This is a genomic window from Lachnoanaerobaculum orale (assembly GCF_003862485.1).
GTDB lineage: Bacteria > Bacillota > Clostridia > Lachnospirales > Lachnospiraceae > Lachnoanaerobaculum > Lachnoanaerobaculum orale.
The window spans coordinates 45,124-65,889 of sequence record NZ_RRCM01000001.1 but is presented as its reverse complement, the minus strand read 5'-3'; the positions used below and the strand labels follow the sequence as shown (position 1 = coordinate 65,889).

16 protein-coding genes, 1 tRNA gene and 1 rRNA gene (1 of these 18 only partly in view) are annotated in these 20,766 nt (G+C 38.3%); 8 read left to right on the top strand and 10 right to left on the bottom strand.

Translation table 11 applies throughout. The annotated features are described in order from the left end of the window. The first annotated feature begins 33 nt into the window (after positions 1–33). Complete coding sequence (locus EHW90_RS00405) at positions 34–888, top strand: PucR family transcriptional regulator (protein WP_124950339.1); 855 nt, start codon at positions 34–36, stop codon at positions 886–888. Continuing rightward, positions 881–1,369, top strand: a complete 489-nt coding sequence (locus EHW90_RS00400; protein WP_124950337.1) for a hypothetical protein — start codon at positions 881–883, stop codon at positions 1,367–1,369. The genes EHW90_RS00405 and EHW90_RS00400 overlap by 8 nt, the downstream gene beginning before the upstream one ends. A gap of 62 nt (positions 1,370–1,431) precedes the next feature. On the opposite strand, the gene EHW90_RS00395 is transcribed toward EHW90_RS00400, so the two are convergent. From EHW90_RS00395 to EHW90_RS00385, 3 genes are all read right to left on the bottom strand, one after another. Next, positions 1,432–3,381 (bottom strand): PTS beta-glucoside transporter subunit IIBCA, encoded by a 1,950-nt coding sequence (locus tag EHW90_RS00395; RefSeq protein ID WP_124950335.1) that lies wholly within the window; start codon positions 3,379–3,381, stop codon positions 1,432–1,434. Between the two features lie 319 nt (positions 3,382–3,700). Further along, entirely contained in the window at positions 3,701–3,841 is a 141-nt protein-coding gene (locus EHW90_RS13370; RefSeq protein WP_124950333.1) for a 3-keto-5-aminohexanoate cleavage protein, read from the bottom strand. Beyond that, the gene (locus EHW90_RS00385; RefSeq protein WP_124950331.1) at positions 3,828–5,186 is read right to left on the bottom strand and encodes an MATE family efflux transporter; all 1,359 of its coding nucleotides are present in this window, start codon (positions 5,184–5,186) and stop codon (positions 3,828–3,830) included. Before EHW90_RS00385 ends, EHW90_RS13370 begins: the two co-directional genes overlap by 14 nt. A gap of 256 nt (positions 5,187–5,442) precedes the next feature. Between EHW90_RS00385 and secA the strand changes: the two genes are divergently transcribed. The 5 genes from secA (at position 5,443) to EHW90_RS00360 (ending at position 13,638) form a co-directional block, all read left to right on the top strand. Then, positions 5,443–8,016 (top strand): preprotein translocase subunit SecA, encoded by a 2,574-nt coding sequence (gene secA, locus EHW90_RS00380; protein WP_124950329.1) that lies wholly within the window; start codon positions 5,443–5,445, stop codon positions 8,014–8,016. Between the two features lie 9 nt (positions 8,017–8,025). Then, positions 8,026–9,063, top strand: a complete 1,038-nt coding sequence (locus EHW90_RS00375; protein WP_243113873.1) for a hypothetical protein — start codon at positions 8,026–8,028, stop codon at positions 9,061–9,063. Between the two features lie 95 nt (positions 9,064–9,158). Next, positions 9,159–11,516: an endonuclease MutS2 gene (locus EHW90_RS00370; RefSeq protein ID WP_124950325.1), complete on the top strand. Its 2,358-nt coding sequence runs from the start codon at positions 9,159–9,161 to the stop codon at positions 11,514–11,516. A 17-nt stretch (positions 11,517–11,533) separates the two neighbouring features. Continuing rightward, a complete protein-coding gene (locus EHW90_RS00365; RefSeq protein ID WP_124950323.1) occupies positions 11,534–12,241 on the top strand; it encodes a response regulator transcription factor in 708 nt (235 codons plus the stop codon). Continuing rightward, the gene (locus EHW90_RS00360; protein ID WP_124950321.1) at positions 12,238–13,638 is read left to right on the top strand and encodes a sensor histidine kinase; all 1,401 of its coding nucleotides are present in this window, start codon (positions 12,238–12,240) and stop codon (positions 13,636–13,638) included. Before EHW90_RS00365 ends, EHW90_RS00360 begins: the two co-directional genes overlap by 4 nt. 58 nt (positions 13,639–13,696) lie before the next feature. On the opposite strand, the gene EHW90_RS00355 is transcribed toward EHW90_RS00360, so the two are convergent. The 5 genes from EHW90_RS00355 to EHW90_RS00335 form a co-directional block, all read right to left on the bottom strand. After that, complete coding sequence (locus EHW90_RS00355) at positions 13,697–14,611, bottom strand: SPFH domain-containing protein (protein ID WP_124950319.1); 915 nt, start codon at positions 14,609–14,611, stop codon at positions 13,697–13,699. A 14-nt stretch (positions 14,612–14,625) separates the two neighbouring features. Next, entirely contained in the window at positions 14,626–15,027 is a 402-nt protein-coding gene (locus EHW90_RS00350; RefSeq protein WP_009447001.1) for an NfeD family protein, read from the bottom strand. Positions 15,028–15,175: 148 nt separating this feature from the next. Further along, the gene (locus EHW90_RS00345) at positions 15,176–15,544 is read right to left on the bottom strand and encodes a choline-binding protein A (protein WP_172634507.1); all 369 of its coding nucleotides are present in this window, start codon (positions 15,542–15,544) and stop codon (positions 15,176–15,178) included. Positions 15,545–15,669: 125 nt separating this feature from the next. Next, entirely contained in the window at positions 15,670–18,060 is a 2,391-nt protein-coding gene (locus EHW90_RS00340; RefSeq protein WP_124950318.1) for a clostripain-related cysteine peptidase, read from the bottom strand. Between the two features lie 83 nt (positions 18,061–18,143). Next, complete coding sequence (locus tag EHW90_RS00335; protein WP_124950316.1) at positions 18,144–18,953, bottom strand: class I SAM-dependent methyltransferase; 810 nt, start codon at positions 18,951–18,953, stop codon at positions 18,144–18,146. A gap of 400 nt (positions 18,954–19,353) precedes the next feature. Between EHW90_RS00335 and EHW90_RS00330 the strand changes: the two genes are divergently transcribed. Continuing rightward, a complete protein-coding gene (locus EHW90_RS00330) occupies positions 19,354–20,187 on the top strand; it encodes a hypothetical protein (protein ID WP_124950314.1) in 834 nt (277 codons plus the stop codon). 106 nt (positions 20,188–20,293) lie between these two features. On the opposite strand, the gene EHW90_RS00325 is transcribed toward EHW90_RS00330, so the two are convergent. Continuing rightward, a tRNA-Gly gene (locus EHW90_RS00325) sits at positions 20,294–20,366 on the bottom strand. A 265-nt stretch (positions 20,367–20,631) separates the two neighbouring features. Then, positions 20,632–20,766: ribosomal RNA gene (locus EHW90_RS00320) — 23S ribosomal RNA — on the bottom strand; it runs 2,862 nt beyond the window's last position.

The window sequence follows — 20,766 nt, the reverse complement described above, 5'->3', positions numbered from 1 at the left end:
TTATTTTATTTTATATACGGCTATAATATAGCTATGAATGATGATATTAAAAAAGAATTGAACAAAATATATAAACTTACAGGTGTAAAGTTAAGTATTGAAAATGAAGATGAGGTAAGTATTTCAGCTTTAAAAAAAATATCCGCAGCCTATAAAGAAAAATATTCAAGCGCCAATATTCTTTTAAACATACTTAACGGAATTTACCCGGACAAGGAACAGGCTCATGCCTTACAATCACTTAATATAAAGCCTGACACCAAGATGCGCTTATACCTTATATATGTTCCTACAAAGATAGATGAAACCATTAAAAAGATAATCACCTCACTCTTTCCGGGAAGGAGTTCCGAATATCTTTGCAGCCTTGACTCCACACATATTTGTTTTCTCTACCTTGGAGAGGATAATATAGCACATCCGCTTCTTGACGTTATAGAAACTGAAGGTATGACCGGAGCATATATTGCATACAGCGATATATTCAGTGATACTTCACTTTTGCAAAAGGAGTACCTGGATTTGAGGCAGGCACTTCTTATCAGCGAGATTTTTTGCTCCGATAAGAAGATAATAAGTCCGAATGACCTAGGTACGGGAGAGCTTATCTACAATATTCCGAGACCTGTATGTGAGAATTTTTTAAAAAGACACTTCGGCGGTGTGATAGATGATGAGAGTATGCAGCTTGCAGCCACCTTCATTCACCACAACTTAAGTATCGCCGAGACCTCAAGATATATGCATATGCACAGAAATACTTTAGTCTATAGACTTGAGCAAATAGAAAAAAAATATGGCATCGATATAAAGACCTTTGAAGGTGCCGATATCTTCAACATAGCCATATTGATTACAAATTTTTTAAAGGTGAAAAATAATGAATGATACTTTTTATGAATTGCTTGTAAAGAAGAATAAACCTGATTCATCCGCGATAATAATGTCTGCAATCAATATCATTGCAATAGTTTGTATGCTTGTGCTTACATTATACACACAGTTTGCAATGATTCTTGTAATTGCACTAGGCTTTGTATTCTACTATCTTGTATACCCTAAACTTTCTGTAGAATACGAATACTCTCTGTTAAATGCGGATCTGACCGTTGATGCAGTCTACAATAAGACCAAGAGAAAAAATATCCTCACCATGGATATCAAGACCTTAGAGACCGCTTTTCCCACCTCATCTCCTAAGATGAACGGTCAAAGAAACGGTAAGAGAATAGACTGTTCCACAGGCGATATGACATCTTCTTATTGTCTTATCTTCCCAAATAGCGGTGAAAATATTTTGCTGTTTATCACCCCCGATACACATATGCTTGATATGTTAAAGCGTGTATCACCAAGGGCATTTATGTAAATCTTATAAAGCAAAAAAGACAACTGTTTTTTCATCAGTTGTCTTTTTTAATAATCTATATTCTATTTGATTGCTGTAAGTATCTTATCTCCTACCGCCACATCACCGAAAGGTGCGCAGGTAACATCGCTGTACTCAAAACTGTTTGTCACAAGTACAGGAGTTGTCATAAGGTATCCGGCCTCACTGATTGCCTTGGAATCAAACTTCATAAGAGCCTGACCCTTCTTAAACTTATCTCCGTTGGCAACCAACGCTTCAAAATGCTTTCCGCCAAGTTCAACAGTATTGACACCCACATGAACAATAAGTTCAACACCGTTGTCAAGCTTCATACCCACAGCATGACCCATAAGAGCTATTACTGTACCGTTATCAGGTGCATAAACCGTATCTCCGTCAGGGATAATACATACACCCTTTCCTAAAATACCTGCTATAAAGGTCTCATCCTTGGTCTCTTCCATAGAAACTATCTTTCCGCTAAGCGGTGATGCCACATCTACAGGTCCTTCTTCTACAGGCTTGGTTTCAACTCTTAAATCCTTGTCAGCTTCAGCTTCATCCACACTTCCAAGTGCCTGTGCATCCTTATTCTCTTCCACCGGCTCTACAGGTAAATTGGCATCTATAAGGCTTGACGGTGTAAGTACCCAGCTTGCTGCAAATGCCACGGCCATGGAGATAATAAATGTCAAAATATATCCTACAGGATTTGAAAGTGTAAGAAGTATTCCGAATATACCTGTTACACCTGTTCCCGTTGCTCCAAGTCTTATTATGGAAGCAAACATCGCACCTACTGCACCGCCCAGACATCCTGCAATGAAAGGCTTAAAGAATCTTAAGTTTACACCGAAGATTGCCGGCTCTGTAATACCCATAAATGCTGAAAGAGATGACGGGAAGCAAAGACTCTTAATCTTAGGATCCTTTGTCTTTACAGCTACCGCAAGACAGGCACCGCCCTGTGCCACATTAACAGCCGATGCAAGAGGTAACCAGTATGTCACACCGTATTTTGCTATCTGACCCAAGTCGATAATTGTATACATATGGTGAATACCCATAACTACCGTAGGTGCATACAGCGCACCCATTATAAATGAACCGATACCGAAAGGTATTGCTATAAGCATCTGTACCGCATTTAAAAAAGCATTCTCAACAACTACGAATACAGGTCCGATAGCTGAAAGTGCAAGATATCCTGTCACAAACACCGATATAAGCGGTGTTGCAAAAAGATCAAACATTGCAGGTATTACCTTGTGCAATCTTTTTTCTATATTTGACATTACCCAAACTGAAATCATAATAGGAATAACATGACCCTGATATCCTACCATTTTGATTTTCCAAAGTCCGAAGAATACACTCTGCATCGGTATATCTGTTGCTGTAGCCACATTCCAAGCATTCACAAGGTTCGGATGAATCATTATCATACCGATAACCGCACCTAAGTACTGATTACCGCCGAATACTCCTGCCGCCGAAAATCCGATAAGTATAGGCAGGAATACATATGCTATATTTGAAAACAGATTCGCAAATACATATATCGAAGATGTCGTATCAATATTTAAGAATCCGTTTTTTACCATAAAGTCAAGCGCATTCATGATACCCATAAGGAATCCTGAAGCAACAATGGCAGGAATGATAGGAACGAAAATATCTCCCAAGGTCTTTATAAACCTCTGGAATACATTTGTATTGGCTGCTGCAGCCGCCTTCGCCTCTTCCTTCGTAGCACCCGATATACCTGCTACATTTATAAACTCATCATACACTTTATCCACAGTACCTGTGCCGTATATGATTTGCAACTGTCCCGAAGCCTCAAAGACTCCTTTTACGCCTTCAATATTCTCGATGGTCTTTTTGTCGACCTTACCGTTGTCAACTATGACCAAACGCAATCTTGTGGCACAATGTGCGGCAGACGCAATGTTTTTACTTCCACCGATCGCCGCCAGCACTTCTGTGGCAGATTTGCGATAATCCATAACAATCCTCCATATCTAAATAACAAAAGTATTATAAGAAACCTTTAAGAGCCAGTAGCCGGGCTACATTTCCCCTAAATTTCTTGCTACATTATAAAATAAATAAATTTATAACGCAATCATTCACAAAGCCGACATATATAAGTGTGTATTATGTATATTATTTTCGGATTTTTATTTTATGTTTTTATTTTATATAGTTTAAAGTTTCTGTTTGTATGTCAAAACCATTATATTTAGCTAAAATATTAGTTTAACTTTTAATATTTTAATTAAAAAGAGGACCGAATAATCGTTCCTCTTCTAAACTTCATATATCCTATTTTAAGCCAAGAATCCGCCTTGCTTCATCCGGAGTTGCAACTTCCTTACCAAATTCCTTGATAATTCTCTTCGTTCTCTCAACAAAATCTACATTTTCCCCAAACTTTGCATCATAAGCTTCTTTACAGATTTGCAATTTTCTGCTTATATATCTTCTTCATCAAATATATGTCAAAAAATGCACATCCAAGTTCAGCAAGCGGAATGGAATACCACACGGCCTCCAGTCCGAACATCTTTGAAAGCACATATGCAAGAGGAAGTATTAAAACCAATTGTCTGAGGAATGAAGCATACAGCGCATACATACCGTTTCCAAGAGACTGGAAGCTTGCAATAGCTATTACATCAAATGCCGCCAAAATAAAGCAAAGGCTGCATATTCTAAGAGCCGGTATTCCGAGTCTAAGCATTTCTTCATTAGGGCTGAAAAGCATCATAAGCTCTTTCGGAAAAATCCAAAATATTGCGGTACCTATCACCATTATAACAATTGAAGTCATAAATGAATATTTCAGTGCTTTTATTATTCTGTCCTTATTTCTTGCTCCGTAATTGTATGCAACAATCGGTGTCATTCCGTTATTTAGACCGAATATCGGCATAAACACAAAACTTTGAAGCTTATAGTATATTCCAAGTACATTGACCGCCATATCCGAATATGTCACCAAAATCTTATTCAGTCCGAGCATCATAAGAGTTGACATGGACTGCATTGCTATTGAAGGTATTCCGACCTTATAAATATCCTTTATTATGATGAAATCAGGTTTAAATATATGCTTTCCGAAACTTATATCAACCTCTTCATTATATATCATATTAAAAACAAATGATAAAATCATTGCAATTATCTGACCCGTAACAGTGGCTATTGCCGCACCGGCTATTCCAAGCTTAGGTGCTCCCAACAGTCCGAAAATAAGTATCGGATCCAGAATTATATTTATAATTGCTCCTATACCCTGAGTAATCATATTGTAGATAGTCTTTCCTGTGGACTGCAATATTCTCTCATATGTAACTTCCAAAATAAGTCCGAAAGAAAATATACTTACAATTGAAAGATATGAGTATCCGAGGCTTCTTATACTCTCACTGTTTGTCTGTGCATCAAAAAATGCCTTTGTACCGATTGCCCCGAATATTGCAAATGCTATAGACGCTATTATTGCAAGCAATACAGCATTATCGGCAGTCACTTTTGCTCTGTCTTTTTTTCCCTCTCCAAGCAATCTGGATAGCAGTGCATTTACACCGACTCCCGTACCTACAGATACAGCTATCATAAGTATCTGTATCGGATATGCCAAAGATACCGCCGCCAGTGCATCGGGGCTGTATCTTGCCACAAATATGCTGTCTACTATATTGTAAAGTGATTGCACCAAGAATGAGATTACCATTGGCGTACTCATAGAAAAAAGAAGTTTACCTACCGGCATAACTCCCATACGATTTTCTTTTTTCTCTTCCATATTCTCTCCTAAAAGTTTATCCTTTCTATTTTACAACTTCCTCTACCTATTTTCTATATGTAAATTTACTTCATCTCTTACATTTTTGACTTTTACTTTACATAACATAGTCTATAATGTGAACATAATATGAATATTTCTTCTAAAAGTTGATAAAGTCCTTTCTAAGTGCTAAAATAGCTTGATTAGTGGACACTTTTGCAATAATCTATATCATAGATATTGTTAAGTCTAATTTATTTTTGGAGAAACCATAATGAATTTTATTGAGAAAATATTCGGTACACATAGTGAAAGAGAGCTTAGACTGATAGAACCTACTATTGATAAGATAGAGAGTCTGCGCCCTACTATGCAGGCCATGAGTGATGAGGAATTAAGAGAACTTACACCGAAGTTCAAACAAAGGTTGGCAGATGGAGAAACACTTGATGACATCTTGCCTGAAGCATTTGCAGCTGTAAGAGAGGCTTCTGTCAGAGTTACAGGTATGGAGCACTTTAGAGTACAGCTTATTGGTGGTATGGTCCTCCATCAAGGTCGTATTGCAGAGATGAGAACAGGTGAAGGTAAAACCCTTGTATCCACCTGTCCGGCTTATTTGAATGCTCTTGCAGGTAAAGGTGTACTTATAGTAACCGTTAACGACTATCTTGCACAGCGTGATGCTGACGAGATGGGACAAATCCACAGATTCTTGGGACTCAGCGTAGGTTGTGTTCTAAACTCTATGGATTCAACACAGAGACAGGAACAGTATGCCTGTGATATCACATATGTCACCAACAATGAGCTTGGATTTGACTACCTTCGTGATAACATGGCAATATACAAAAAAGATCAGGTACTTCGTTCACTTGATTATGCAATCATCGATGAGGTGGACTCAATCCTTATAGATGAGGCAAGAACACCTCTTATTATTTCAGGTCAGTCAGGCAAGTCCACAAAGCTCTATGAGATTTGTGATATGCTTGCAAAGCAGCTTGAAAGAGGTGAAGCAAGTGCTGAGTTTACAAAGATGGGCGCTCTTATGGGAGACGAAATCGAAGAGACAGGTGACTTTATCGTCAATGAAAAGGATAAGGTCGTTAACCTTACAGAAGAAGGTATCAAGAAGGTAGAAAAATACTTCAACATAGAGAACCTTGCAGATCCTGAAAACCTTGAAATACAGCACTGTATTATCCTTGCGTTAAGAGCCAACAACCTTATGTTCAGAGATAAAGACTATGTTGTAAAGGACGATGAAGTACTTATCGTAGACGAGTTCACAGGTCGTATAATGCCGGGAAGAAGATACTCTGACGGTTTGCATCAGGCTATAGAGGCAAAGGAGCATGTAAATGTTCAAAGAGAGTCAAGAACTCTTGCCACCATCACATTCCAGAACTTCTTCAACAAGTTCAAAAAGAAAGCAGGTATGACCGGTACCGCTCTTACAGAGGAGAAGGAGTTTAGAAATACTTACGGCATGGACGTTATCGCCATTCCTACTAATAAACCTGTAATAAGAATTGACCAAGAGGATGCCGTATATAAATCCAAAAAAGAGAAGTTCCATGCAGTTGTGGAGGATATCAAGGAAACTCACGCTAAGGGACAGCCTGTACTTGTAGGTACAATCACCATTGAGACATCTGAGATGCTTTCAAAGATGCTCAAAAAAGAGGGAATACCTCATGAAGTACTTAATGCGAAATTCCATGAGAAAGAGGCTGAGATAGTTGCAAAGGCAGGTATACATGGTGCCGTTACTATCGCCACCAACATGGCAGGTCGTGGTACCGATATCAAACTTGATCCTGAGTCTGTTAAAGCAGGCGGTCTGAAGATAATAGGTACTGAAAGACATGAGAGCAGGCGTATCGACAATCAGCTTAGAGGTCGTTCAGGTCGTCAAGGTGACCCGGGTGAATCAAGATTTTATATCTCACTTGAAGATGATCTTATGAGACTTTTCGCATCTGAGAGACTTATAAATATCTTCAATGCACTTGGAGTTCCTGAGAATGAGCAGATTGAACACAAGATGCTTACAAGAGCTATTGAAAAGGCTCAGATGAAGATAGAGAGCAACAACTACGGTATAAGAGAGAACCTTCTAAAATACGATGAAGTAAACAACGAGCAGAGAGAAGTTATCTACGAAGAGAGAAACAAGGTACTTGAAGGCGACAATATGCGCGATACCATCCTTCGTATGGTAAATGATGTAATAGAACATTCTGTAAATATGGCTATTTCAGATGAAGTGCCTTCTTCAGAGTGGAATATGACAGAGCTTCATGAGCTCTTGCTCCCAATCATTCCGCTTACTCCTACCGACTACAGTAATACCGATGATATGAAAAAGGATGAGCTTATCCACAAGTTAAAGGAAGAAGCAATTAAGCTTTATGAGGCTAAGGAAGCCGAGTTCCCGGATGCTGAAAAGATCCGTGAGCTTGAGCGTGTAGTACTTCTTAAGGCTATCGACAACAAGTGGATGAACCACATAGATGATATGGAACAGCTTCGTCAGGGTATCGGCTTACAGGCACTCGGTCAAAGAGACCCTCTTGTAGAGTACAAGATGGCAGCCTATGATATGTTCGACGAGATGACCAGAGGTATCTCTGAAGACACTGTGCGTATCCTATATCATGTCAAGGTTGAGCAGAAGGTCGAAAGAGAACCTGCCGCCAAGGTTACAGGAACCAATAAGGATGACAGCACAGTAAAGAAGCCTATTCGTATAGAGGCTAAGGTTTATCCGAACGACCCTTGTCCTTGCGGAAGCGGAAAGAAATATAAACAATGCCATGGCAGAAAGGGTATGACATTATAATTTATGGGAATGCGAAACAATAAATTAAGTTTTATATCACATATTATAGTAGGTATAATACTTATAGCAGGCGGCATATTTTTTGCCCGTACCAAGCTTGATATAATACTCAGCTTCAACTCTCCACAGAAACTTTATAACGACGGATATTACTTTACAAATGCTTCAAAAACTGATATAGACAGTATATATGCCGTAGCCGTACACGATATAATCGATACAGGCTACGGTTCAAGTGATAACAAGTCTGAGATCTACACTATAATGGCTGATGACGGAGTATACTTTTTGGAGGCACATCCCGGTAATAAAAAAATCAACTCAATGCTTGAAACATTTGATAATTACGCCAAGGATGAGAATAAAGACTCTAAAGATGCACCTGTTGAGTATCTTATTGTAGCTGTAAAAGATGATACCTACAACCAACTTTCAGATGTGGCGAATGAGATTGACCCCGATAATACCTACAGAGATAACGGTGCACTGAATACCGATATATACCTTAAGAACACTTCTCTTACAAAGGAGATAGTAGTCGCTCTCGGAGGTACAATAATTCTGTTTGTAATGGGTATAGGATTTATCATTTTAGCCTTTACAAGAAAATCCACAAACAATGACAACTATGAAAGACTCTGCGCTTTGGATGAAAGACTCAGAGATAATCTAGGCGAGCTTGATAATATCTCAGATTATGTGGATAAAACCATAGGAGCGTATGTATACAAAGACCATTTGATACTTAATACAAAGTTCGGTCTTGATATGTACAATCTTAAGGACCTCGTTTGGATGTTCCACCGTATAACCAAGCAAAAGATGTATGCACTTATAACTGTAAGTGTAAGCTATTCATTGCAGATAAACCTCTATGAGAACGGCAGAATTCGTGAATGCAATGTCACGGTAACTCATGATAAAAAGGCTGAGGGCAATATGGAAGCTTTAGTTGAGTATGTCGGTATGAACTATCCGAACGCATTGGTCGGCTTCAACCCTGAAACACAGGATGCATACAGAGAGTTTAAACGTTCACACAAATAATAAACCGGTCTTAAAATCATAAGAAAACTTATGATTTTAAGGCTTTTTTTTGATATAATATTTTTGTTATTGTTAGATATATAAAAGGACAACTTATGAATAAAAAAACATTAAAAATACTGGAATTTGAAAAGATAATAAACAGTCTGGTAGATATGGCAAGCAGCGAGCCAGCAAAAAGACTCTGCAGCAAGTTAAAGCCGTCTACCGACATTGCTGAAATACAAAAAGACCAAAGTCATACAACTGCCGCACTTGACAGAATCAGACTGAAAGGCAATCTCTCACTGTCTGAAGTAAAAGATATAAAAGACTCTTTAAAAAGACTTGAAATAGGCTCTTCTCTTTCACAGGTCGAGCTTATGAAAATCCTGTCCATATTGAATGCGGCAGCTAAAGCAATATCCTACGGACTTCATGACGATGACCATTCATATGACGTATTGGAAGAGTATTTTATTACACTTGATGAGTGTAAACCTTTAAAAAAAGAGCTTTCAAGATGTATTATCTCAGAGGAAATCATAGCAGATAATGCATCCCCGGAACTTAGCCATATCAGAAGGAAGATAAATCAAATCAACTCAAAGATGCATACGGAACTCAACAATATTTTGAATGCACACAGAGAGTATCTGATGGACGCCGTAATAACACAAAGAGACGGTGCATACTGCCTTCCTATAAAAAGTGAATACAAGAATAAAGTATCAGGTGTGGTACATGACCAGTCCTCTACCGGTTCAACAGTATTTATCGAACCTCTTGCCGTTATCAGAATGAACAATGAGCTTAAGTCACTTGCTATGGATGAGAAAAAAGAGATTGAAAAAATACTCGAAAGACTTAGCTTACTGGCTGCCGAGTACACAGGTGTACTTGACAATAATGCAAAAAATCTGATTTATCTTGACTTTGTATATGCCAAGGCGAACCTTTCAAAGAAGATGAACGGCAGTGAGCCTAAGTTTAACTCAAAGCACTATATCAATATAAAAGAGGGCAGACATCCACTTCTTGATGCAAAAAAGGTGGTACCTATCAACATTTCGCTTGGAGATACCTACGATTTGTTGATTATTACAGGTCCTAATACCGGCGGTAAGACTGTTTCTCTAAAAACTGTAGGCTTATTCACACTTATGGGACAGGCAGGACTGCATATCCCCGCTTTTGAGGGAAGTGAGCTTTCTGTATTTACCGACGTATTTGCCGATATAGGTGATGAGCAAAGTATTGAGCAGTCATTGTCCACATTTTCAGGTCATATGAAAAACATTGTCTACATTCTGAATCATGCGGATGCAAACTCACTCTGTCTTTTTGATGAGCTTTGTGCCGGTACCGATCCTACAGAGGGTGCCGCACTTGCCATATCAATACTCTCCTTCCTTCACAGAATGCAAAGCAGATGCATCGCCACCACTCACTACAGTGAACTTAAGGTGTTTGCGCTTAATGAGCCGGGAGTTGAAAACGCATCGTGTGAATTTGATGTGGCAACTCTCTCTCCTACTTACAGAATACTGATAGGAGTTCCGGGAAAATCAAATGCCTTTGCAATAGCCGGCAAGCTGGGACTTCCCGACTACATTATATCGGAGGCGGATACACATCTTGAAAAAGATGCAAAAGATTTTGAAGACTTGCTTACCAGACTCGAAAATGACAGACAAATCATAGAAAAGGATAAATTATCCATACAAAAGTATAAAAGAGAGATTGAGAGCCTCAAAAGGCATTATGACAAGCAGGAAGAAAATCTGGCCGCCAAGAAAGAAAAAATTATTGAAGATGCCAGAGAATCTGCCAGAAAGATATTGGAGGAAGCCAAGGAAACTGCAGATGATACTATAAAAAATATCAATAAGATAGCTTCAGGTGCAGGCCTCGGATCCGCTCTTGAAGAGCAGCGTACCAGACTTCGTGAGTCCATAAATAAGAATACAAAGTCTGTTGAAGTCAAAAAGCCTACAAACAAACTAAAAAAGCCTAAGGAACTTAAGCTTGGAGACAGTGTACATGTTATCAGTTTAAACCTTGACGGTATCGTATCTTCTCTTCCGAATCAGAGCGGAAATCTGTTTGTACAGATGGGTATCCTAAGGTCACAGGTAAATATATCAGATATCGCCTTGGTGGAAGAACCTGCCAAAAAGACTGAAAACAAGACAAGAAGTCGCGGCTCGTCAATGGTCAAATCCGCTACAATATCTACTGAAATCAATCTAATCGGTAAGAATGTGGATGAGGCCTGCTCCGAGCTTGACAAATATCTGGACGACGCCCTGCTTGCACATCTTCCGGGAGTGCGCATCATACATGGTAGAGGTACCGGTGCCTTACAAAAGGGAATACATGCCTACCTGAAGAGACAATCATTTATAAAAAGCTACTCTTTAGCCGATTTCAACGAGGGTGGCAATGCTGTAACTATAGTTCATTTCAAATAAATATTTAAAGGGGAAACATGGCAGAAAAGCAAAGAATTTTAATTGTAGATGATGATGAAAATATTGCTGAACTTATTTCATTGTATTTGATGAGAGAATGTTATGAAACAAAAATAGTAGGTGACGGCGAATCCGCACTTGCCGACTTTGACGAATTCAAGCCGAATCTCGTACTGCTTGACCTTATGCTGCCGGGAATTGACGGCTATCAGGTATGCAGAGAAATAAGGGCAAAGTCAGGCACGCCTATAATAATGTTGTCCGCAAAGGGCGAGGTCTTTGATAAAGTACTGGGGCTTGAGCTTGGTGCAGACGACTACATGATAAAGCCCTTTGACTCAAAGGAGCTTATCGCCAGAGTCAAAGCGGTAATAAGAAGATACAACAGCAGCACTATAACAATACCTGAATTACACAGCGGCGGCGAATATGTCGAATATCCCGACCTTATTGTAAATATGACAAACTATGCCGTCACATACCTCGGCAAGAATATAGAGATGCCTCCAAAGGAGCTTGAGCTTTTGTATTTTTTATCTTCGCATCCGAATCAAGTCTTTACCAGAGAACAGTTGCTTGACAACATCTGGGGATATGAGTATATAGGTGACACAAGGACTGTAGACGTACATATCAAAAGACTGCGTGAGAAGATACACGACAATCAGTTTTGGGCCATATCCACCGTTTGGGGCATAGGCTATAAGTTTGAGGTCAAAAAATGAGACTCTCTCTCTATCTGAAATTTATACTGGCTTATATCATATTCGGAGTAGCCGGATTTGTGGCCATTGCCACCATATCAAGCCAACTTACATATTCATATCTGGTCGAGTCCAGAAGTCAGACCCTCTATGACGAGGCAAATCTGATAGCTTCCACCTACTCCACAGTGTACGAGGGGCAAAATATCTCACTTGAGGAAAGTTATCCGCAGCTTAGAGCTGTCGCCACCTTTTTGAATGCAAAGATATGGGTAATGAATAAAAACGGCAAGATAATAGTGGATGCCGAGAATAAAAGAGTCTCTGATGTTATCTCCGACTTTGACCCTACCGCTACAGGTAACAAATCCTATATGGTGGGAAGGTATTTCAACTCCTTTGATGAGGATTTCTTAAGTGTCTCCGCACCTATTACAGGCAACTTCCGTACCTACGGCTATGTAGTCATCCACCTTCCTATGAAGAATGTTACTCAAAGCCAATATCATATACTGAATATTGTCTATATTACATCCTTGATAGTATTCCTATTGTCCATGATTATACTGATAGTATTCCAACGTATTGTGTACTCCCCTCTAAAGAAGATAACCGACGGAGCCAAGGCGTATGCGGAAGGTGATTTGAAGTATGAAATAAAGGTAAATTCAAATGATGAGATGGGGTATCTGGCCGCCACACTGAATTATATGTCCGATAAGCTTGATGATACCGAAAACTATCAAAAGAAGTTTATATCCAATGTCTCACATGATTTTCGCTCTCCTCTTACTTCTATAAAGGGATACCTTGAAGCTATTCTGGACGGTACAATACCTCCTGAGATGCTTGAAAAGTATCTTAACAGAGTAATAGACGAAACAAAAAGGCTTACAAAACTCACAGAGAGCATACTCTCACTTGACTCTATAGAAAGTGTAAAGCTCAATAAGACAAACTTTGATATAAACGAGATGATAAGAAATACTGCAAGCAGCTTTGAAGTGCAGTGTAACAGCAAGAATATTACTATTGAACTGATATTTATAAATGTATCACAGTATGTATTTGCGGATTTCGGCAAGATAGAGCAGGTACTTTACAATCTTATTGACAATGCCATAAAGTTCTCCTCGCAAAACTCTTCCATCACAATACAGACAAGCATCAAAAAAGAAAAGATATTTGTCTCCGTGAAGGACACCGGCATCGGTATCGCAAAGAACGAACAGTCCAAAGTCTTTGACAGATTTTATAAATCAGACCTTTCAAGAGGTAAGGACAAAAAGGGTACAGGGCTTGGACTTGCCATTGTAAAAGAGATACTTCAAACACATGGTGAAAATATAGATGTTATAAGTACCGTGGGAATAGGAACCGAATTTATATTCTCACTACCTATAAGTAAGGAAATATAAGTTTTAAAAAAAGGTACTCCGTTTTTGGGAGTACCCTTTTTTGTTTTGTTCTTTTATTCTATTCTTTTTTTAACTCTACTTTTTGGTTCAGCTCCGCAAAGCTTGTCGCAAGTGAAGCCAAACCGCTTAGTTCGGTAGGTATAATAATCTTTGTAGCCTTACCGTCAGCAACCTTCTGGAACGCCTCAAGGCCTTTGAGTGTAAGTACCTTCTGGCTGGGATCCGCTTCTGAAAGCACTCTTAAAGACTCGGCCTGTGCTTTTTGTATTGCAAGTATAGCCTGTGCCTGTCCTTCGGCTCTCTTTATTGCAGTCTCTTTCTCGGCTTCCGCATTAAGTATTGCCGCCTGCTTATTACCCTCGGCTACAAGGATAGCGCTTTCTTTCTTTGCCTGTGCCTCAAGGATATTGGCTCTCTTTTCACGCTCGGCCTTCATCTCCTTCTCCATCGCAACTCTGATATCTTCAGGAGGCAAGATACTCTTAAGCTCCACACGGTTTACCTTGATACCCCAAGGATCTGTAGCTTCATCAAGTTCCGCTCTCATTGCCGTATTGATAGTGTCTCTTGATGTAAGAGTCTGGTCTACGGTCATATCACCTATGATATTTCTAAGTGTGGTGGCTGTAAGATTCTCTATAGCTGCCAGAGGTCTTTCAACACCGTAAGTATAGAGCTTAGGATCCGTTATCTGAAAGTATACTATAGTGTCTATCTGCATTGTTGCATTATCCTTAGTGATTACAGGCTGTGGCGGAAAATCTACCACCTGCTCCTTAAGTGAAATCACTTTAGCCACTCTGTCAAAAAACGGATTGATAAAGCTCAAACCTGACTGAAGCCCCTGTGAATACTTTCCAAGTCTCTCAATCACATATACTCTGGACTCAGGTACTATCTTTATTCCCTTGGCTGTAAACACAACTATAATTGCCAGAATTATAATCGCAATAACATAACCTATCACGTTCATAGTTATATCTCCTTTTATTTCTCCCCGATTATTATCTTATTTCCCTCAAATCTGCCGATATCGGCAATATCACCTTCGTTCAGCTTGACATTTGAAACAGCTGTCCATATGCCGCCCTTAAACCTTGCATCATAGACATATTTACCGCCTTCTTGTGCTGTAAGCTTTACTATCTTTACCCTCTCCACATCAAGCTTATCCTTAACCTTCATATACCTCTTGAATATTTTTCTGAAGAATATGATAAAGATAAGCGAAAGTATGCAGAATATAGCCAGCTGTATCTGTATCGAATCTATAAACGGAGACAGCACAACCATAATAAGTGCAGCAAGCGCCAGCCATATCGAAACCAAACCGGGGATGATAATCTCACCTATAGCAAATATAGCAAATAAAATTCCCCAATATAACATATTTCCTCCTCTTTTAACATTAACCCTCTACGCTAATGATTCTTAGAAAGACAATACTACAAGTAACACCTATAGTATATCATAAAATATATCTATATGCTAATAAAACCCCAAGGTATACCTTGAGGTCTTACTTTATAAATATGGGTTATCTTACCCACTTACCGTTACTATCTACCCAGTATCCGTCAGGAGTTCTGGCATTGTACCACATTGCTCCGTCAGCGCCTACATAATATGAATCACCCTTGTAGTTTATCCAAGCATTTCTGTACATATAGCCCCAGTGATCAAAATAATACCACTTCTGATTGTCATATAACCAGTTTTCCGCTACATATCTTGTAGTTCCTGTCAACATAAAGTACCAACCATGCTCGTCTCTACGCCATTCGCCTCTGTCACCTTGCATACGCTCCAAAACTTCTGCATGTGCTGTCAACGGGGGAACTACAACACCACCTAGACTGAATGCCGCAAACAAGACTGCCGCTGATTTGATTAAACCTTTTTTCATCATTCCTCCTTTTCTCCTACTCACTCATGTCATAACAGATTTACTGTTTGATTACATTATAAACTATATTTTAATTTTATGTCTTACATAGTTTTTACAAATTATAGTCTAATTACATAAATTTTTTATTTGCTCTTTAGAACCGGAGTCCAATAGCTGTTATTGTAAATATCTGTAAACTTATATGTGATCTCATTGTCATCCTGAATATTTACATAGTATACTTCAGGCTGCTTACTTACAGTATATTGATAGCCTATCTTATAATCATTTTCAAGAGTTCCGTCATAGCTATAATAATTTGCCAAAAAGTCTATCTTATCACCCGTCTTTATCTCTGTTATATTCTTTGCAACAGTGTCTACATCTGTACCTGTATAGTCAAAGTTTGCACCCGCAAGATATCCCTTAGGATGATCGGAGTCAAATACTATAATTAAGTTTGCCCTCTCTCCGTTTAAAAGTACAGGTACATAACCGATATCGGTACTTCCTTTATCATCCTTTGTAGTGGCCAAATGAAAATATGCTACAGGATTACCGTCTATTGATATCCATGCTCTTTCTTTGTCTGCAAGCATATCTCCGTTCTCATCAAACTTAAAGAAATTGTTAAGTCCCATATCAATATAGCCTTGTCCGTCGTCAATAAGCATATTTTCATATATGCCCGATACCATATCCCATTCAGCTGCAGACAGATGTATCTTAGGTGTAGAGTCACTGTCATTCCACTGAAGTTTTGATGAATCAAGTCTGTTTGAAAGCACATAGTCCTTTATATCATCATCAGACATATCTCTGTTTTGTAAGAAGTTTATACTTGAAAGGTCAAGACCGATAGCTGCCAAACTGTCGGATGAAATACTTCCTGATAAAAGACTCTGTATCATTGCACTTAGGTCTCCACTTGAAAGTGAACCGGCTGTATTTGAATTACTACCGCTAAGTGTAGACATTGGTGAACTCTCTCCTCCACCTGCTATCTGTCCGCTCGCCTGCAACGATGCAAACTGCTGTATTACCCTGGTATAATCGCTGTCCATACCTATATCGCCATAGGTCTGAACCATTCTGTCCACCTTTGAAAGCTTCTTATATGGGAAATATATTGAAAGCCCATATGAGTTTGCCATATTTGATGATGTTCTGTTATACTTTACCGCACCAAGCACCGATTGTATTGTATTGTTTGACTCACTCTGTTCAATATTGTATACAAGATTTACCAAGTCTACCTGGTCGATATTTGACGACTTTGCAAATTCTCTGCTTGCGGTTCTGGCGGTTGATACTTTATTGTATTCCTTATTTTTTATATAGCTTGCAGTATCCTTTGCAAAGCTTGATAGACCTGCAGGCATAGTAGCTTTAAGTTCCGCCAAATCCACTAATGAAAGTGTGGTGGACTGTCCTCTTGCGCTTCTACCACTCTCATCAATGAAGTCATCCACTATCCTCTTTCCCAAATCCAAAGTCGATATTGCCGTATTATTACTCAAATCTGTAAGCCAGTTTGTATAATACCAGCCTGTTCCCGGCTCTGTTTCTTCAGAGGCTATCAAATAATCCGCATAGTCTGAAAGAGCCAGTGCGTTCTCTGTGGTTGCCATCAGACAGGCGTCAAAGCCTATAAAATCATATTTAATATTTGTTGCGGCTATTGCCGATTTTATTTTTGAGAGGTTCATTGAACCTGTATTTGAATTGTTCTCATCGTATCCGTAGCCTGTTACAGAACCGCCGCCGTGATCCCAGAATATAAGCTGATTTCTGTTTGCCGGAAAGTTTTGCTTACAGTATTCTATAAATCTTACCAATGTGTTCGGATCCGTCATAGAAGGCTGCCCGTTGTCATCTGCAAGTTTTCTTAACTTACCGTCTTTTATCTGATATATCTGATTGGTAGACGCGGATACTATAGAATTTTTCCAAGCTTTGGCACCGCCTGTATATACTATTAAGTTCACATTGTCCGACAGCTTAGCCTTGGTCATCTCTATAAGATCATTGGTAGCCATTCCATATTTTGACTCAAGGTCCGTACCGCACATATATACCATTACGGTTACGCTGTCTCCGCCTGTAGGTCTGTAAAACTTTTCCCTTGCATTCTCATTTACCGCCTTATTCAGCTTCCCTCTGTTATCGTCCACTCCGCTCCAGCCGGCACTTACACCGCTTATACTTGAAGCTACCGTATTCCCAAGTGTGGAACTTAATGAAGGTAAATTTATTTGCGGTGAATTTGCACCGCCTGATGAATATGAACCTCCTGTAAATGTTCCGAGTATTGTATTCAATAATCCGGTTTTGTTGCCTGATACCAAGCTTATGACAGCTATGATTATAACGACCAAAAAGCTGAGCGGCGATCTTCCTCCGCCACCTCCCGATCTCCTCGGCCCTGAAAACCTGCCGCTGTCTCCTACAGAACCTGTACCTGCGACTTCTCTTCTGAATACGCTGTTCCCCGGTCCTCTGACATCTCTGTCATGACTTGTCGGTCTACCCATTTTATCCTCCTGTTATTATTTATATTGTTAGTACTTCATTACAGTATATTCTAACAATAATCTCAGCATACCGCAATAAATCATTACAAACAGTTATTATTTGCATCATATTTGCATATTACAAGCCTATCATTCATAAGATATATGATTGGAAGAAAGATTTTGCCATACCATTTCATCTGCTTTGCTATTTGTTTTGTAAAGTTTATAAATCCGATTTGCTTCAATTTAGGATTAAGTTCTATAATCTCTTTGCCGTTTGTAACTCCAAAATGATACTCGGACTTGGTTCGTTTTACAGCCTTGTTAGTTTTTGCCTTATTCACAAGTATTTTGGAAAGACAGTCCAGATGAAGTACAAAATGTTCAAAATTATCTGTCAGTATATTTAAAAACTCCTTCACCTGCTTAGGATAAAAATACATAATCATCCCCTCTGAAATAATCAAAAGCTTCTCTCCCTTTGTATCTATCTCCTTTGTCCATGACTTATCAAGGGCTGATTTTTCGATATTTTTTACTCTGTCGTTTTCCTCAAAGAATTTTTTTCTTAAACTTATTATCTCCGGAAAATCTATATCATACCAATGTATTCTACCGTTATCTACACGGAAAAATCTTGTATCCAGCCCTGAACCAAGTGAAACTATATGACAATCAGGGTATTTGTCTATAAACTTTTTCACTTCATCATCCATAACCTTGGCTCTCGCAATAATACCTAAAAGATTCACCTTTTCATTACTGAAAGAGCCAAAATCATAGTCAATCATATCCACCATTTCAGCCGACTTTTTATCCTTCAATATAGATTTTTCAGATCTGTAATCCCTTGCCCTTGCATCCAAAGTTATAAGCATAGTCTCCATAACACCTTCAAGTTTTATCTTCATAAAAGCCTCCATTTACCGCTATATCTGCGGTATAAAAATATATATAATCTGATTGTGTTAGTTATTGCTAACTTAGGTTATATCATACTTCTATTTTATAGAAAACTCAATAAATTTATAAGAATTGTGAAGAATCATATCTTTATAATTTGCCGATCCGCCTCTTACTTTACATCTTTAAACCGTTAAATTTTTTGAAATTTTTTATTATTTTCACCCATATAAGAGGTTATAAAAATTGTTTTTTTCTTCGTACATAAATATTATTTAATTAAATCGGTATATTTTTATTTACACTTACAAATATTATGTTTTGTAATTGACCTATCCTTTATTTGTGATAAAATCATATTCAACAAATATATTTGCAATATTATTTTTAATATTTTGGGAGGAATATATGTATAAACTAAAAAAGATACCGTTACTGCTTTCAGTTTTATTACTGTCCTTACAAGGATGTTCAGAAAATAAAGTTACTGCTTCAGATATGCAGGGGGAAAAGTTTTTTTATCAGGTTTCAGATGCTTCTTATTCTACAGGTAAATATACTTTGGATGAACTTGCAGAACGTAGAGAAAACCCTTTATTTATTGATAATTTGCAGAAATTTAATGCTGAACTGAATTCAACGGATACTGTGGATTTTTATAATATGAAACATGCGTATGTAGATTTTATAGGTAAGTGGAATAAGCCGGAAGATTTGACATATGGTTATAAAGATAAACTGGATTTAATAGATAAAAAGATGCTTGTCAATAAAAAGCTTGAGTATATAACTCCGGTAGATGCATTTATTCTAAATCAAAAAACAATGCAAAAACTGGGACTGGATTATTTATCAGATCAGGATTTTATATATAACGGTGAGTTTCCCATGGTGCTTGGCTACGGCTTTAAAGAATATTATAATATCGGTGATACAATTCCTATAAGATATTCAGGAGAAAGATTTAACGGCAAGGTGGTCGGTTTTTATGATAAGGACTTGGTCTTTGATGAATTTTCACATTGTGACAGCTATTCCACTGTTATAATTCCATATATGGATAATCTTGAAAGCAAGGATGATTACGAAAACAAAGAGAGTTTTCTTAATGCTTATAAATCACTTAAAAATTTAGGCTATATCTATTTCCCAAATACCGGAGATTATGAAAAAAATAAAAATGCAGTGGAAAAATTAGCTCAAAAATATAATCTGGATTATACTGTACTGAGAGGTTATTAAAACAAAGATGTCGGCTTATAAAATTGTCCGACATCTTTTATTTTAGAATGATATGTGTTCATCCACTAAAAAAAGCCCTGAAAACAAGGCTCACAAAATAAAAAAGAGCGCGAGACGGGACTCGAACCCGCGACCCCGACCTTGGCAAGGTCGTACTCCACCAACTGAGCCACTCGCGCATACAACTATTATATCAATATAATAAATACTTGTAAAGGAAATACTATGAACTTACTACGTAAGTTCAAGTACGCTATTTTTCTAAGTTCGTACTTCACTACGCTCGTACTCACTAAGAAAAATATGTGTCTTCAAAACTGCCTACCAAACTACATTTCTCACTTGGCGAAGAGCTTGTCTCAAGCCTTAGTGAGAAAGTACACCTCAAATTCGCTTGCGAATTTGATGGTGTTTCCGATTATATACATAAATTTTTCCTATCTTTTGGTTAAACCCTCGACCTATTAGTAACCATCAACTTAATACATTACTGTACTTACATCTTGGCCCTATCTACCTCGTAGTCTTCAAGGGGTCTTACTGTTTTCACATGAGATATCCCATCTTGAGGGGGGCTTC

What these genes read in the sequence shown, in the direction of transcription:
- EHW90_RS00385 (WP_124950331.1), bottom strand. Translation starts at nt 5,186, where the DNA reads ATGGAAGAGAAAAAAGAAAATCGTATGGGAGTTATGCCGGTAGGTAAA.
- EHW90_RS00365 (WP_124950323.1), top strand. Translation starts at nt 11,534, where the DNA reads ATGGCAGAAAAGCAAAGAATTTTAATTGTAGATGATGATGAAAATATT.
- EHW90_RS00345 (WP_172634507.1), bottom strand. Translation starts at nt 15,544, where the DNA reads ATGAAAAAAGGTTTAATCAAATCAGCGGCAGTCTTGTTTGCGGCATTC.
- EHW90_RS00395 (WP_124950335.1), bottom strand. Translation starts at nt 3,381, where the DNA reads ATGGATTATCGCAAATCTGCCACAGAAGTGCTGGCGGCGATCGGTGGA.
- EHW90_RS00350 (WP_009447001.1), bottom strand. Translation starts at nt 15,027, where the DNA reads ATGTTATATTGGGGAATTTTATTTGCTATATTTGCTATAGGTGAGATT.
- EHW90_RS00340 (WP_124950318.1), bottom strand. Translation starts at nt 18,060, where the DNA reads ATGGGTAGACCGACAAGTCATGACAGAGATGTCAGAGGACCGGGGAAC.
- EHW90_RS00360 (WP_124950321.1), top strand. Translation starts at nt 12,238, where the DNA reads ATGAGACTCTCTCTCTATCTGAAATTTATACTGGCTTATATCATATTC.
- EHW90_RS00330 (WP_124950314.1), top strand. Translation starts at nt 19,354, where the DNA reads ATGTATAAACTAAAAAAGATACCGTTACTGCTTTCAGTTTTATTACTG.
- EHW90_RS00370 (WP_124950325.1), top strand. Translation starts at nt 9,159, where the DNA reads ATGAATAAAAAAACATTAAAAATACTGGAATTTGAAAAGATAATAAAC.
- EHW90_RS00355 (WP_124950319.1), bottom strand. Translation starts at nt 14,611, where the DNA reads ATGAACGTGATAGGTTATGTTATTGCGATTATAATTCTGGCAATTATA.
- EHW90_RS00335 (WP_124950316.1), bottom strand. Translation starts at nt 18,953, where the DNA reads ATGAAGATAAAACTTGAAGGTGTTATGGAGACTATGCTTATAACTTTG.
- EHW90_RS00375 (WP_243113873.1), top strand. Translation starts at nt 8,026, where the DNA reads ATGCGAAACAATAAATTAAGTTTTATATCACATATTATAGTAGGTATA.
- secA (WP_124950329.1), top strand. Translation starts at nt 5,443, where the DNA reads ATGAATTTTATTGAGAAAATATTCGGTACACATAGTGAAAGAGAGCTT.
- EHW90_RS00400 (WP_124950337.1), top strand. Translation starts at nt 881, where the DNA reads ATGAATGATACTTTTTATGAATTGCTTGTAAAGAAGAATAAACCTGAT.
- EHW90_RS00405 (WP_124950339.1), top strand. Translation starts at nt 34, where the DNA reads ATGAATGATGATATTAAAAAAGAATTGAACAAAATATATAAACTTACA.